This is a genomic window from Flavobacterium gilvum (genome assembly GCF_001761465.1).
Classification (GTDB): domain Bacteria; phylum Bacteroidota; class Bacteroidia; order Flavobacteriales; family Flavobacteriaceae; genus Flavobacterium; species Flavobacterium gilvum.
Map to the genome: position 1 here is coordinate 2,753,551 of NZ_CP017479.1, position 15,101 is coordinate 2,768,651.

Below are 15,101 nucleotides of genomic sequence, written 5' to 3' on the forward strand. Positions count from 1 at the left end.
GTTGTTATTGAAATATAGTTTATAATCGCCTTGTTAAAAAATCAAAATACATTTTTGCCAATAAATGCGAGTCAAAAGTTAAAATGTAGTTAAAAAATAGTACTATGTGATACATAATACCTTTTAAAAGATATAAATTTGTATAAGATATTATTAGAAAAATCAGTTTTTAATAAGTTTAAAATCAATCATTAATCAAAAAACAAATCATTATGAAAAAATCAGTTGTTTATTTAGGAGTAGCTTTAATAGCTTTTGCAAATGTTTCATTTGCTTCAAAAGAAAGACCAGTTTCTGATATAAAAAACAGAATAGTCTTTAGTCAAACAGTAACACCTTTGAATGTTGCTATTAGAAAAGGCGATTTGGAAACAGTAAAGAAATTTGTTGAATATGGTGTGGATGTAAACGAAACTTCCGAAGGTTTAAGTCCATTAATGATTGCAGCCCGTTATAATAAAACGGAAATAATTAAATTCTTGCTGTCAAAGGGAGCTCGCTTAAATGAAAAAGACGAACATGGATTTACAGCTTTGAAATATGCTCAATTATCCAATGCAAAAGAAGCCATTGGGCTTTTGAAAAATAGTTAAGATGTAATTTTAAAGAGACAGAAAGGTTGTCTTAGATAAAAAGAAAATTCAGTTAAAAACAATCAATCAAAACAAAATAATCATGAAAAATTCATTTTTAATTTTAGGAATTGCATTAGTGTCTTTTGCTAATGTTTGTAATGCAAAAAGTTTTGCTGGTGAGTCAAAAAGTCCATTTCAAAATGATCTTTTTGCGGACGCTAATGGTGGAAAATTTCCAACTGAAGAAGTTATTGTAGAAAATATTTCTTTAAATGAGGATACAGATGTGGTTAATCCTGAAATAATTATCCCTTATAAAAGTAAAACAGTCAAAGAAATTATCATTGAAGGCGATAAGATAACTGAAAATTCAGTTTCTGATGATTTTGAATTTATAGCTTTTGAAGAATCTATGAAGGAAATAATTGCACAATCGGATTTGATTATCGAGAACACTGTTTCAAATGAGACTTATCCTTTGTTTAATGAAAGAACTCCGGAGGATGAAATATGTGAGCTTGAAATGATTATCGAGAGTAAGGAAAATAACGACCTAAGACCATTGGATTTTAAAAAAATCAATAACAACTCTGTGTTTAAAGAGCTACCAAAACGATTTGTCGGAATGGATTAAAAAGGATTTCCTGTAGTATAAAAAAAGCACCATTATAGTCCTCATAATGGTGCTTTTTTTTATTATTTAAAATAAGAAAAAGTTTCGTTATTTTCAATCTTCAATAATGTTTCATAAATCAATTTAATAACATTTTCCACATCTTCACGATGAACCATTTCAACTGTTGTGTGCATGTATCGAAGCGGTAAAGAAATCAATGCAGAAGCAACACCACCATTGCTGTAAGCAAAAGCATCGGTATCTGTTCCTGTAACTCTTGAAGAAGCCAGGCGTTGGAACGGAATATTTTTTTCTGCAGCCGTATCAAGAATTAATTCTCTTAAATTGTTTTGAACCGCGGGAGCATAAGTTATCACAGGGCCTTTGCCAATTTTAGTATCACCTTCTATTTTCTTATCAATCATTGGGGTGGTAGAATCATGACATACGTCTGTAATGATAGCAACATTCGGCTTGATGGTTTGGGTAATCATCTCAGCACCGCGCAAACCTACTTCTTCCTGAACCGCGTTGGTGATATATAACCCAAAAGGTAGTTTTATATTGTTTTCATGCAACAAACGGGCAACTTCTGCAATCATAAATCCTCCCATACGATTATCAATGGCGCGACATATGAATTTATTTTCGTTCATAATCATAAATTCATCAGGATAAGTAACCACGCAACCAACATGAACTCCTAATCTTTCAACTTCTTCTTTGGTTTCACAACCCAAATCGATAAAAATATTGCTGATTTTTGGATTTTCTTCTTTATCCCTGTTTCTTGTATGAATGGCTGGCCACCCAAAAACACCTTTTATAATTCCTTTTTTGGTATGAATGTTAACGCGTTTCGATGGTGCAATTTGGTGGTCAGAACCCCCATTGCGTATAACATAAATCATTCCGTCATCAGTTATGTAGTTCACATACCACGAAATTTCATCAGCATGTCCTTCTATAACTACTTTGTATGGAGATTCAGGATTTATAACGCCAACTGCTGTTCCGTAAGTATCTGTAATAAAGGTGTCAACGTATGGTTTTAGGTATTCCATCCATATTTTTTGTCCTTCACTTTCAAATCCGGTAGGTGAAGCATTATTCAAATAGTTTTCCAAAAATGTTATAGACGATGCTTTTAGTATAGATTCAGTACTCATAATTTATTATTATAATTTTTTCGCTAAATTAGAAATTTGTATTCACAGTTCTGTATTTAATGTATATTTTTGTGCTAAAAATATTTCTTTATGAAGCTTTATAAAATCATAGCTTTTTTCTTTTTATTATCGCTGTCGGGTTACGCTCAAGACATTAAGGATAGCAATGCCCCGATGGGTTATGTTTTGACAGAATCAGATACCATATTTGGCGATACGATTGTGTTGCCGGAATTAGTAATAGATAGGCACAAGATGAGTGATGAAGATAAAAAACAATTTTTATTGCTTCAAAAAAGAGTTTATGCAACATATCCTTATGCAAGAGTTGCCTCCGAAAGGCTTACTTCGTTGAATAGAGGGATGTCAAAATTTACCAATAACAAGGATAAAAAGAGATATTTTAAAATCGTGGAAGATTATTTGAGTAATGAATTTGAAGCAAGATTAAAAAAACTCTCAAGAAAACAAGGTCAGATATTGGTTAAATTAATTGACAGGCAAACAGGGTCAAGTACATATGAATTAATAAAGAGTCTAAAAAGCGGGTGGAAAGCATTTTGGTCCAACACCACAGCTAGTTTGTTTGATATAGACTTGAAATTAAAGTATCAGCCTTATGAAGTCAACGAGGATTTTTTGATAGAGACTATATTAGTCAGGGGATTTGAGTCAGGGAGGTTGCGAAAACAGGAAGCGGCACATCCTGTAGATTATGATAAGTTGGAAGAATCTTGGCTAAATAAGGCAAGTAGTAAATAAGATTTCAAAAAAGAAGAGGTAATATATTTAGGTAGTTACCTCTTTTTTTTGTTTTTAATATACGACAAATAATAAGGAGCTATTTCCTGCTGTTCATTACAAGCTCTCGGTCATAAACCATTTTTCCTATCGTCCCGTCAGGAGCTTACGTTGGTCGCTCTGTCGGTCCAGGAAAAATAGGTTTATTTCCTCGAGGCTTTCCATTCCCATCAGGGCTAGGGGATGGGTTTTCATAAGAGGGAAGGCAGATAATCGACACCATAATATATATAGGAGGGAATTATCCAAAATGAAATCCGTTTTTGCGTGTATCTCCAATGATACAATAGAAGGGATTCTGCCGTAGAGATATATAACAATATGTCTCCTTGTTATACGTCTCCCGTTTTCTTGTTTTGCGTCTCCTGATCTCCAAGAAATCGGTTTTGCCTTTGCGCCTTTGCGTCTTTGCGAGAAAAAACGACTCTGTTTAGAGGTTAAAAGTATCCCAACCACGGACATCGGCGCTGATAAGTTCGCAGTCTTGTAACATTTGTATTTATAAATATCAACATATCAACCACTTAAAAAATAAATATAAAAAAGATTAAAAAAGTCATTGTCAAAACGAATAAACGCACTACTTTTGCACCCGCAACAACGCAGACGTTCATAGAAATCCTGACATGCTGATAGAATTAGAAAGAAAAATTTTTTTTCAAAAAAAATTCAAAAAAGCTTGTGAGATTCGAAAACAGAGCTTATTTTTGCACCCCGCAAAATGCGTAACGTTCCTTGAAAAACTGAATAAGAAAAGTGAGAAGTACACGGAAATAAAATTTTCAAAAAAAACTTCAAAATTTTCTTGTTGGTTAAAAAAGAATTGTTACTTTTGCACCCGCTTTGGTAGAGACGGCGATTTATCGCGTCTCGGGCAAAACAAAAGAAGAACACGTTCCTAGACATATTGAATTGACAGCCGTCTCGTCCGAAAGACGAGACAAATAAAATAAGAGTAATAGAATCGGAAGATTTGAGAATAACCACTAGAATCGGAGTCGAAAATAAGACAAGCAGTAATGCTTAACAATATACGATGAAGAGTTTGATCCTGGCTCAGGATGAACGCTAGCGGCAGGCTTAACACATGCAAGTCGAGGGGTATAGTTTTTCGGAACTAGAGACCGGCGCACGGGTGCGTAACGCGTATGCAATCTACCTTTTACAGGGGGATAGCCCAGAGAAATTTGGATTAATACCCCATGGTATATGGACTTCGCATGAAGTTTATATTAAAGTTCCAACGGTAAAAGATGAGCATGCGTCCCATTAGCTAGATGGTAAGGTAACGGCTTACCATGGCGACGATGGGTAGGGGTCCTGAGAGGGAGATCCCCCACACTGGTACTGAGACACGGACCAGACTCCTACGGGAGGCAGCAGTGAGGAATATTGGTCAATGGGCGCAAGCCTGAACCAGCCATGCCGCGTGCAGGATGACGGTCCTATGGATTGTAAACTGCTTTTGTACGAGAAGAAACACTCCTTCGTGAAGGAGCTTGACGGTATCGTAAGAATAAGGATCGGCTAACTCCGTGCCAGCAGCCGCGGTAATACGGAGGATCCAAGCGTTATCCGGAATCATTGGGTTTAAAGGGTCCGTAGGCGGTTTAGTAAGTCAGTGGTGAAAGCCCATCGCTCAACGGTGGAACGGCCATTGATACTGCTGAACTTGAATTACTGGGAAGTAACTAGAATATGTAGTGTAGCGGTGAAATGCTTAGAGATTACATGGAATACCAATTGCGAAGGCAGGTTACTACCAGTGGATTGACGCTGATGGACGAAAGCGTGGGTAGCGAACAGGATTAGATACCCTGGTAGTCCACGCCGTAAACGATGGATACTAGCTGTTGGGAGCAATTTCAGTGGCTAAGCGAAAGTGATAAGTATCCCACCTGGGGAGTACGGGCGCAAGCCTGAAACTCAAAGGAATTGACGGGGGCCCGCACAAGCGGTGGAGCATGTGGTTTAATTCGATGATACGCGAGGAACCTTACCAAGGCTTAAATGTAGATTGACCGATTTGGAAACAGATCTTTCGCAAGACAATTTACAAGGTGCTGCATGGTTGTCGTCAGCTCGTGCCGTGAGGTGTCAGGTTAAGTCCTATAACGAGCGCAACCCCTGTTGTTAGTTGCCAGCGAGTCATGTCGGGAACTCTAACGAGACTGCCAGTGCAAACTGTGAGGAAGGTGGGGATGACGTCAAATCATCACGGCCCTTACGCCTTGGGCTACACACGTGCTACAATGGCCGGTACAGAGAGCAGCCACTTCGTGAGGAGGAGCGAATCTATAAAACCGGTCACAGTTCGGATCGGAGTCTGCAACTCGACTCCGTGAAGCTGGAATCGCTAGTAATCGGATATCAGCCATGATCCGGTGAATACGTTCCCGGGCCTTGTACACACCGCCCGTCAAGCCATGGAAGCTGGGGGTGCCTGAAGTCGGTGACCGCAAGGAGCTGCCTAGGGTAAAACTGGTAACTAGGGCTAAGTCGTAACAAGGTAGCCGTACCGGAAGGTGCGGCTGGAACACCTCCTTTCTAGAGCTTTAGTGTTAGCTGCAAGGCACGCTAAAGAGAGAAGACGAAGAGACAATTGGTTTCAAGACCGAAGATTATATTACTCTTGCTGTTAATTTAAAAAAAAGAATTAAAAATAAGTAAAAAACAGAGTCTCGTAGCTCAGCTGGTTAGAGTACTACACTGATAATGTAGGGGTCGGCAGTTCGAGTCTGCCCGGGACTACTTTTTTAGAGTTATAAGTTATGAATTATAAGTTATAAATTAAAAAAGACTGTAGAAAGCTTAAAAAAAGGAAATTCTAGAGTTGAGAGGTTGTGAATAATCATTCATAATTCATAATTCACAATTCATAATTAGATTGGGGGATTAGCTCAGCTGGCTAGAGCGCCTGCCTTGCACGCAGGAGGTCAACGGTTCGACTCCGTTATTCTCCACAGATAGTATCAAGATGATAGTATCAAGAATTAAGACAAAATCTTAATACTTAATACAAGAATCTTAATACATATTAAAGTTCATTGACATATTGAGATAAGAAATAATAAAAAGTAGAAAGAACAAATGCGTTTGTTGTTGATAGTTTTTAGTTTGTAGTTACAAAACGATAAGCGATAAACAAAAAACAATAAACCGTAAGTACAATAAGCAAAATAAGGGCGTATGGGGGATGCCTAGGCTCTCAGAGGCGAAGAAGGACGTGATAAGCTGCGAAAAGCTGCGGGGACGGGCACACACCGATTGATCCGCAGGTATCCGAATGGGGCAACCCACTATGTTGAAGACATAGTACACCGATAGGTGGGCAAACCCGCTGAACTGAAACATCTAAGTAGGCGGAGGAGAAGAAAACAAAAGTGATTCCGTAAGTAGTGGCGAGCGAACGCGGATTAGCCCAAACCAATGTTGTTACGGCAATGTTGGGGTTGTAGGACCACGATATTTTATGCAAACAGAACCGGAAGTTACTGGAAAGTGACGCCATAGAGGGTGATAGCCCCGTATGGGTAATGAATGTAATAGATAGTGGTATCCTGAGTAGGGCGGGGCACGTGAAACCCTGTCTGAATTTGGCGGGACCATCCGCTAAGGCTAAATACTCCTGAGAGACCGATAGTGAACCAGTACCGTGAGGGAAAGGTGAAAAGAACCGTGAATAACGGAGTGAAATAGATCCTGAAACCATACGCTTACAAGCGGTCGGAGCCCATTAGTTGGGTGACGGCGTGCCTTTTGCATAATGAGCCTACGAGTTAACGTTGCTGGCAAGGATAAGTGGTTAAGCCATGGATCCGTAGCGAAAGCGAGTCTGAATAGGGCGCTTTAGTCAGTAGTGTTAGACGCGAAACCGTGTGATCTACCCATGGGCAGGATGAAGCGCTGGTAACACAGTGTGGAGGTCCGAACCGGTTGACGTTGAAAAGTCTTCGGATGACCTGTGGGTAGGGGTGAAAGGCCAATCAAACTCGGAAATAGCTCGTACTCCCCGAAATGCATTTAGGTGCAGCGCATATTATAAGTTATATAGAGGTAGAGCTACTGATTGGATGCGGGGGCTTCACCGCCTACCAATTCCTGACAAACTCCGAATGCTATATAATGTTTTTATGCAGTGAGGGCTTGGGTGCTAAGGTCCAAGTCCGAGAGGGAAAGAACCCAGACCATCAGCTAAGGTCCCCAAATATATGTTAAGTTGAAAGAACGCGGTTTGTCTGCCCAGACAGCTAGGATGTTGGCTTGGAAGCAGCCATTCATTTAAAGAGTGCGTAACAGCTCACTAGTCGAGCGGACGAGCATGGATAATAATCGGGCATAAACATATTACCGAAGCTATGGATTTGCAGGCAACTGCAAGTGGTAGGGGAGCATTCTGTCAGGGTTGAAGGTTTTTCGTAAGGAGAGCTGGACTGGACAGAAAAGAAAATGTAGGCATAAGTAACGATAATGCGGGCGAGAAACCCGCACACCGAAAGACTAAGGTTTCCACAGCTATGCTAATCAGCTGTGGGTTAGTCGGGACCTAAGGCGAACCCGAAAGGGACAGTCGATGGCCAACGGGTTAATATTCCCGTACTACTGATTACTGTGATGGGGTGACGGAGTGATGAAAGCGCCGCGAACTGACGGAATAGTTCGTTGAAGTACCTAGCTATAAGATCTATAGGCAAATCCGTAGATTTTGGTGAAATACGATAGTACTCGGAGTCTTCGGACAAAGAGATAGTGCGCCTAAGGGCTTCCAAGAAAAACCTCTAAACTTCAGGTAATTAGTACCCGTACCGCAAACCGACACAGGTAGTCGAGGAGAGAATCCTAAGGTGCTCGAGAGATTCATGGCTAAGGAATTAGGCAAAATAGACCCGTAACTTCGGGAGAAGGGTCGCCTCGTCGTAAGACGAGGCCGCAGTGAAGAGGTCCAGGCGACTGTTTATCAAAAACACAGGGCTCTGCAAAATCGTAAGATGAAGTATAGGGCCTGACACCTGCCCGGTGCTGGAAGGTTAAGAGGAGATGTTATCTTCGGAGAAGCATTGAATTGAAGCCCCAGTAAACGGCGGCCGTAACTATAACGGTCCTAAGGTAGCGAAATTCCTTGTCGGGTAAGTTCCGACCTGCACGAATGGTGTAACGATCTGGACACTGTCTCAGCCATGAGCTCGGTGAAATTGTAGTAACGGTGAAGATGCCGTTTACCCGCAGTGGGACGAAAAGACCCTGTGCACCTTTACTATAGCTTAGTATTGACCTTGGATAAATGATGTGTAGGATAGGTTGGAGACTGTGAAGTGGCGTCGCCAGGCGTTGTGGAGTCATTGTTGAAATACAACCCTTTGTTTATCTGAGGCCTAACCCCATATTGTGGGGGACATTGCTTGGTGGGTAGTTTGACTGGGGTGGTCGCCTCCAAAAGAGTAACGGAGGCTTCTAAAGGTTCCCTCAGTACGCTTGGTAACCGTGCGAAGAGTGCAATGGCATAAGGGAGCTTGACTGAGAGACATACAGGTCGATCAGGTACGAAAGTAGAGCATAGTGATCCGGTGGTTCCGCATGGAAGGGCCATCGCTCAAAGGATAAAAGGTACGCCGGGGATAACAGGCTGATCTCCCCCAAGAGCTCATATCGACGGGGGGGTTTGGCACCTCGATGTCGGCTCGTCACATCCTGGGGCTGGAGAAGGTCCCAAGGGTTGGGCTGTTCGCCCATTAAAGTGGCACGCGAGCTGGGTTCAGAACGTCGTGAGACAGTTCGGTCTCTATCTACTGTGGGCGTTAGAAATTTGAGTGGATCTGATTCTAGTACGAGAGGACCGAATTGGACAAACCTCTAGTGTATCTGTTGTCCCGCCAGGGGCACCGCAGAGTAGCTACGTTTGGAAGGGATAAGCGCTGAAAGCATATAAGCGCGAAACCCACCACAAGATGAGATTTCTTTTAAGGGTCGTGGAAGATGACCACGTTGATAGGCTATAGGTGTAAAGGCAGTAATGTCATAGCCGAGTAGTACTAATAACCCGTAAGCTTATGTACACCCTTTTCTCTCTCTGGTCTCGTTCTAAACGAGACGAGAGAGAGAAGAAACTTTCTAAAACACTTTTTATGTTCTTTATCTCAGTATGTTAAAATATTTACAGCGTAGCTGTATTGAAAGTTTAACGTTTAAAGTTTGAGGTTGTTGGTTAAACAACTTTAAACAAAATTAAACCTTAAACCCTCAAGCAAAACCTTAAGGTGGTTATTGCGGCGGGGCTCACCTCTTCCCATCCCGAACAGAGTAGTTAAGCCCGCCTGCGCAGATGGTACTGCAATTTTGTGGGAGAGTATGTCGCTGCCTTTCTTTTAAAAAACCCGTCTCGTTTTTATTTCGAGACGGGATTTTTTATAAAATAGTTAAATAATATTGGTACCTTAGCTCAGATGGTAGAGCAATGGACTGAAAATGGATCAATCCCAAAACCTGTGGGGAAGTAAAATTTATGCATAGATATTGGTTAGCCTGAAAAGGAAGAATCCAATGTTTCTAACCCCTCTAAATTGAGATCTAAACGCTTTTATTTTTGCATTAAAAGATTCAGCTGAAGCATTGGTACTTCTGTTATCAAAATAATTCAAGATTGTTTGATAGTGATTCTCTATTGATCGTGAGATTGTGTTAAAGGATTTAAATCCGGATTGATTTACTTTCTCGTGCCATTTAGCCAATCTTGAGAGTCCAATAATTTTATTCTGTGTATTCTCGAAGATGTTTCTTAAGTCTTGAGCTAATTCATATGCTTTTTGGATTTCAGGATATAAATCGAACAATAATATAGCTCTAATTATTTGGCTTTTTGACCATTTAGACTTGTTTTTGTTGAGAAAGTGCCGGCTTCTGGCTAATAATTGCTTATTGGTATCTCCATTTGATAACATTTGAGATTCGTACTTAATTTTACTGCTTTTAGCCTTCTCAATAGCTTCGTTTTCTAGGTCTATCGCTTGCCAACGGTATTTTACTCTGATTTCTTGTAAAGCGTCTAGTGCTAGTTTTTGAACATGGAAACGGTCGGTGACTTGAATTGCATTTGGAAAACATTTCTTGGCTATTAATCCCATATTTGCTGCCATATCCAAAGTAATTTCTTTGACTTGCTTGCGCTGTTTGATTGGGATTTGTTCAATGAAAGATATTACCGTTTCCGCTTTAGTTCCAGCAATCATAGCAACTATGGTTCCTTTTCTTCCTTTAGCCGCTTTGTTGGTTACAACGGTATATAGTTCGCCATTGGAAAGGGAAGTTTCATCTATTGACAAGCGTTTGCCTATGTTTTGGGGAAAGAGAAGCCATTTTTCCGCATGTTTGAGTTGATCCCAAGCTTTGAAATTACTTAAAAACTCTTTGTATTGATATTGTAAATTTCTACCTGAAACTCCATAGAAAGAGGCAATGGCATTACAATCATTTGGTTTGGAATCTATTGATCTCTTTTAAAAAAGACGCAAACTCTTGTGTTACTCGAGTGCCGTCCGCTACTAAATTCCAATCTCTAAACACCACTTTTCCAGTGTCTTGGTTAAGCCATCTTCTGCGAGTGATATGCAAATACACTTGGTGTCCTCGGATAGGAAAATCCTGCACCGTTATCTCATCAAAGAATCCTTTTGAACTTAATTTAGACGCCCTGTATTCTTTAGGAACTGAATTAATCTCTCTAAGGTACAGATGAAGTATCTCATCTCCTTTTTCATAAGAAGTAAGTTCAAAATAATCTACAATTATTTCAGGTAATAACAATTTAAGTAAGTCGATAAAGGAATCTTGCATTGGCATATAATATGAAATGACAAATGTCTAGATTTTTAAATTTCTCCACAACTTTTCGTCTTAATCCCCTAAAACCCTGTGGGGAAGTAAAATTTATGCATAGAAATCCGGTTTACTTTCAATGGGAAGAGATTGATGTTTGGGGATGATCAGAAATGAATACTTTTTTTAGTGACCGTGCTCGCGTGAGTGATGGAAGCAAGTTACCGAAGTAACGCGTACAGCACGACAGCATTAGGGAAAGGGGGCGAATATGCGTTACAATATGTTGCCCCCTTTTACTAATGGTGGCACGCCCAAATACTTTTGATGAAAATGATCCCGATTTAAGTGATTATTTTTTGAAAATAAATATTATTATATTTCCTATTGACAAAAGGTGTTTCTAAGGAATAGATCCAAAAAATATTAGAACTGTTTTTATTGAATTTATAGAATAAGTCAGAAGTTTTTTGGTTCTAAAATTAAGATATTTGATTTTCTTTTTCGAGGATGGTTAAACCGACTCTGATTTTGTCATATGAAATTTGTTCTTCAAAAAAATCAAAATACGGTTTTAAAGCATTTGGAGATTTTAGTTTAATTTTTGCTTCTGCAATTTTTGATATTTCTTCTTCATTTATAAAATTTCTCAAATTTATAGGATGACCATCACCGTATAATTTAGCTAAATGTGAAATTATTGTAGGAATACCCAATTTTCTTTTGGTAGCAATTTCTTCAACGGACATTCCAAGTTTAAATAATTCCAGAGTTTCTTTATAAGTAGTATTTTCTTTTTTTGCCCTTATTTTTTTAATTTTTTGAAATTCAATAATAGCTTTTATAAAAACATCGCCATATTTTTCCAATTTAGCTTTTCCAACTCCATCTATTGCTAGAAATTCGTTATCACTCATTGGTCTGTGAATTTCAAACTGTTTTAATGTTGCGTCATTAAAAATTACATAAGCAGGAACTTCTTCTTCTTTTGCAATTTCTGCTCGTAATTTTCGTAGAAATTCAAAAAGGGAGTTTGTAGATGATTTAGTTTTAGTAGTTTTGGATTCAATTGGTTGATTATTAATTTTTTGAATGCTAGTTAGCTTAACTTTTTCGCCATCAAATAGTACTTTTTTAGCAAAAGGGGTTAACTTTATTTTATTCTGCTGATGGAAAGCAATTTCGCAATATCCTAAGTTTATTAGTTGGATAAGATATTGATTCCAATCGTACCATGAAATATCCACACCAACTCCGTAAGTTTTTAAATTTTGATAAGCTTTGTCGTAAATAGAAGCATTTTTAGAACCTCTCAAAAAATCAATTATTACTGGTAATGTCTCTGTTTCTTTTAGACGGCTTATCGCAGAAAGTCCTTTTTGGGCAATAATGGTTCCGTCAAAAAATGCTGGCGGATTTTTGCAAATATCACAGTTTCCGCAATTATCGGAAACCAGTTCGCCAAAGTAGGAAAGTAAAATTTTTCTACGACAACTCAACGCATCAGCATATTGTTTCATTCTTTCCAACTTTGCTAGTTGTACTTCGGAGTTCAAACCTTGCGAAGCAAAATTTTGTAACTGTATCATATCACCATAACTTTCAAACAAAACTGTCTCAGATGGTAATCCATCACGACCTGCTCTGCCAATCTCTTGATAATAACCTTCAATGTTTTTTGGTAAATTGTAATGAATAACCCAACGAACATTGGATTTGTCGATTCCCATTCCGAAAGCAATTGTGGCACAAACCACTTGAAAATCATCATTGATAAAACCATCCTGAGTTTTGGAACGAATTTTATTATCTAATCCCGCATGATATGCTTTGGCATTAATTCCCTTTTTTTGTAATTTTTCTGAGAGTTCTTCGGTTGTCTTTCTGCTTAAACAATAAACAATACCCGCTTCATTTGGTTTGTTTTCTATAAAATCTATAATTTGTTTGACACGATCCAAAGCAGGTCTGACTTCCAAACTCAAATTTTTTCTGTCAAATGACGATACAAAAATATTTGGATCTTTTAGTTGTAGTTGTTCACAGATATCAGTACGTGTCGCTTTGTCGGCAGTCGCAGTCAATGCGAGGATAGGAGTAGAAGGGTAGCGGTTTTTCAGGTATCCCAAATTGGTATATGCCGGTCGGAAGTCGTGACCCCAAGCCGAAATACAGTGTGCCTCGTCAATAGCAATCAAGCTCACAGTTATCTGATTAATGACATTTTCTAAAAATTGTAAACTTTCTGGAGCAAGATAAACCAGTTTGAGTTTTTGGTTGATTAAATTTTCGATGAGAAGTTGTTGTTCATCTGAAGTTTGACTGCTGTTGATGTAACAAGCGGCTATTCCATTGGTTTTCAAACTGTCAACCTGATCTTTCATCAAGGCGATTAATGGCGAAATAACGATCGTGATTCCCGGAAAGAGTAAGGCAGGAAGTTGAAAACATATCGATTTTCCGCCTCCGGTAGGCATAATTGCCAGCGTATCTTTTCCACATAAAATGGAATTGATAACATTTTCCTGATTGGGTCTAAATTTTTCAAACCCAAAATTTTCTTTTAGTTTGGCGTGTAAAGTTTCTGATGTCATTTTGGCGTATATATTAAAAACATAAATTTAATAAAAAAAGGAACCCAATATTGAGTTCCTTTTAAATTTTATGAAATTGAACGAATTAATCTTCGTCATCTTCGTCATCATCATCAGTAATATCTTTGTCTTCATCGGTGTCTTCGTCTTCATCATCACCATCAACTTCCGGTTTGTCTAGATTCTCATCTTCGTCATCATCATCAGCATCTTCAACATCCAATTCTATTCCGCTGATTGGTTCTACAACATCATCAATTTCATCATCGTCATCAAAATTCCCAATTCTGTCTGCTAATTTAGTACTTACTTTTACCAAATAAATAGTGTCTTCAGTTCTAACTTCTACTGCTTCAATTAATTCATTTTTGGCATTTCTGAATCTAATGATGTCAGAATCATCATAACCATCAGGGAATTTTTCGACCAAAAGATTCAATATTTCGTTGGTCAATTTGGCGTAATCAACTATTATTCTTTTCATAAATAATTATTATAGATCTAACAAATATGCAAAAATTAATGGAGCCACAATAGTAGCATCAGACTCAATAATGAATTTAGGAGTATTAATATCTAATTTACCCCAAGTAATTTTTTCATTAGGAACTGCTCCGGAGTAGGAACCGTAGCTAGTCGTTGAATCTGAAATTTGACAAAAATAACTCCAAAACGGAACATCATGCATTTCCATATCCTGATATAGCATAGGAACTACACATATCGGGAAATCACCAGCGATACCGCCACCAATTTGGAAAAATCCAACTCCATTTGAACTGTTTTTTGTGTACCAATCAGATAGGAAAGTCATGTATTCTATACCTGATTTCATTGTAGAAGCTTTCAATTCTCCTTTTATTACATAAGATGCAAAAATATTCCCCATTGTGCTGTCTTCCCATCCAGGAACAATAATAGGTAAATTTTTCTCGGCAGCAGCATACATCCAACTGTCTTTTAAGTCAATTTCGTAATATTCTTCCAAAACTCCGGAAAGTAACATTTTGTACATAAATTCATGAGGAAAGTATCTTTCTCCCTTGTCATCAGCATCTTTCCAGATTTTGTAAATGTGTTTTTGAAGACGGCGAAACGCTTCATGCTCAGGAATACAAGTATCTGTAACTCTATTCAATCCTCTTTCCAATAAATCCCATTCGTCCTGCGGAGTCAAATCACGATAATGTGGTACTCTTTCGTAGTGTGAATGTGCTACCAAATTCATAATATCTTCTTCAAGGTTGGCACCTGTACAGGAAATAATCTGAACTTTATCCTGACGAATTATTTCGGAAAAAATTTTTCCAATTTCGGCAGTACTCATAGCACCAGCCATAGTTACCATCATTTTTGCACCATTGGCTAATTGCTGCTCGTATGCTTTTGCAGCGTCAACTAAAGAGGCAGAATTAAAATGTAAATAATGTTTCTCGATAAATTGACTTATTGGTCCTTTACTCATTTTCTTTTTCTTTTCTTTTTTTGTTTAAATTTTAAAGAGGTTATCAGAGATTTGGTGATACAAATAAAAGAA

At 38.5% G+C, this 15,101-nt stretch carries 9 protein-coding genes, 2 tRNA genes and 3 rRNA genes; 8 read left to right on the plus strand and 6 right to left on the minus strand.

Features of this window, described 5'->3' with window-relative positions; all coding sequences use genetic code 11:
- The first annotated feature begins 212 nt into the window (after positions 1-212).
- Positions 213-593, plus strand: a complete 381-nt coding sequence (locus tag EM308_RS11470; protein WP_035641193.1) for an ankyrin repeat domain-containing protein — start codon at positions 213-215, stop codon at positions 591-593.
- An 82-nt stretch (positions 594-675) separates the two neighbouring features.
- On the plus strand, positions 676-1,209 hold the full coding sequence (locus EM308_RS11475; RefSeq protein ID WP_035641191.1) for a hypothetical protein: 534 nt from the start codon (positions 676-678) through the stop codon (positions 1,207-1,209).
- A 62-nt stretch (positions 1,210-1,271) separates the two neighbouring features.
- Here EM308_RS11475 and EM308_RS11480 read toward each other — a convergent pair whose 3' ends face one another.
- Positions 1,272-2,360: a M42 family metallopeptidase gene (locus tag EM308_RS11480; protein WP_035641189.1), complete on the minus strand. Its 1,089-nt coding sequence runs from the start codon at positions 2,358-2,360 to the stop codon at positions 1,272-1,274.
- A 90-nt stretch (positions 2,361-2,450) separates the two neighbouring features.
- Here EM308_RS11480 and EM308_RS11485 point away from each other — a divergent pair, with 90 nt between their 5' ends.
- From EM308_RS11485 to rrf, 6 genes are all read left to right on the plus strand, one after another.
- Entirely contained in the window at positions 2,451-3,122 is a 672-nt protein-coding gene (locus EM308_RS11485; protein WP_035641186.1) for a DUF4294 domain-containing protein, read from the plus strand.
- A gap of 1,072 nt (positions 3,123-4,194) precedes the next feature.
- Positions 4,195-5,708: ribosomal RNA gene (locus EM308_RS11500) — 16S ribosomal RNA — on the plus strand.
- Positions 5,709-5,838: 130 nt separating this feature from the next.
- Positions 5,839-5,912 (plus strand) — tRNA-Ile (locus EM308_RS11505).
- A gap of 138 nt (positions 5,913-6,050) precedes the next feature.
- A tRNA-Ala gene (locus EM308_RS11510) sits at positions 6,051-6,124 on the plus strand.
- A 205-nt stretch (positions 6,125-6,329) separates the two neighbouring features.
- A 23S ribosomal RNA gene (locus EM308_RS11515) occupies positions 6,330-9,214 on the plus strand.
- A 197-nt stretch (positions 9,215-9,411) separates the two neighbouring features.
- Positions 9,412-9,521: ribosomal RNA gene (gene rrf, locus EM308_RS11520) — 5S ribosomal RNA — on the plus strand.
- The 16S, 23S and 5S rRNA genes sit together here with 2 tRNA genes alongside, the layout of an rRNA operon.
- 137 nt (positions 9,522-9,658) lie before the next feature.
- Here rrf and EM308_RS11525 read toward each other — a convergent pair.
- From EM308_RS11525 to EM308_RS11545, 5 genes are all read right to left on the minus strand, one after another.
- Positions 9,659-10,642, minus strand: coding sequence for an ISAon1 family transposase (locus EM308_RS11525; protein WP_051877907.1), 984 nt, complete (start codon positions 10,640-10,642; stop codon positions 9,659-9,661).
- Positions 10,623-10,988, minus strand: a complete 366-nt coding sequence (locus EM308_RS11530; protein WP_035640510.1) for an ISAon1 family transposase N-terminal region protein — start codon at positions 10,986-10,988, stop codon at positions 10,623-10,625. Before EM308_RS11530 ends, EM308_RS11525 begins: the two co-directional genes overlap by 20 nt.
- A 464-nt stretch (positions 10,989-11,452) precedes the next feature.
- Complete coding sequence (recQ, locus tag EM308_RS11535; protein ID WP_035637765.1) at positions 11,453-13,564, minus strand: DNA helicase RecQ; 2,112 nt, start codon at positions 13,562-13,564, stop codon at positions 11,453-11,455.
- An 85-nt stretch (positions 13,565-13,649) separates the two neighbouring features.
- Positions 13,650-14,048, minus strand: coding sequence for a hypothetical protein (locus EM308_RS11540; protein ID WP_035637764.1), 399 nt, complete (start codon positions 14,046-14,048; stop codon positions 13,650-13,652).
- A gap of 9 nt (positions 14,049-14,057) precedes the next feature.
- On the minus strand, positions 14,058-15,029 hold the full coding sequence (locus EM308_RS11545; protein WP_035637763.1) for a deoxyhypusine synthase family protein: 972 nt from the start codon (positions 15,027-15,029) through the stop codon (positions 14,058-14,060).
- Positions 15,030-15,101 lie beyond the last annotated feature (72 nt).

Coding starts and splice junctions, on each gene's coding strand:
- recQ (WP_035637765.1), bottom strand. CDS start 13,564: ATGACATCAGAAACTTTACACGCCAAACTAAAAGAAAATTTTGGGTTT.
- EM308_RS11540 (WP_035637764.1), bottom strand. CDS start 14,048: ATGAAAAGAATAATAGTTGATTACGCCAAATTGACCAACGAAATATTG.
- EM308_RS11480 (WP_035641189.1), bottom strand. CDS start 2,360: ATGAGTACTGAATCTATACTAAAAGCATCGTCTATAACATTTTTGGAA.
- EM308_RS11530 (WP_035640510.1), bottom strand. CDS start 10,988: ATGCAAGATTCCTTTATCGACTTACTTAAATTGTTATTACCTGAAATA.
- EM308_RS11485 (WP_035641186.1), top strand. CDS start 2,451: ATGAAGCTTTATAAAATCATAGCTTTTTTCTTTTTATTATCGCTGTCG.
- EM308_RS11545 (WP_035637763.1), bottom strand. CDS start 15,029: ATGAGTAAAGGACCAATAAGTCAATTTATCGAGAAACATTATTTACAT.
- EM308_RS11475 (WP_035641191.1), top strand. CDS start 676: ATGAAAAATTCATTTTTAATTTTAGGAATTGCATTAGTGTCTTTTGCT.
- EM308_RS11470 (WP_035641193.1), top strand. CDS start 213: ATGAAAAAATCAGTTGTTTATTTAGGAGTAGCTTTAATAGCTTTTGCA.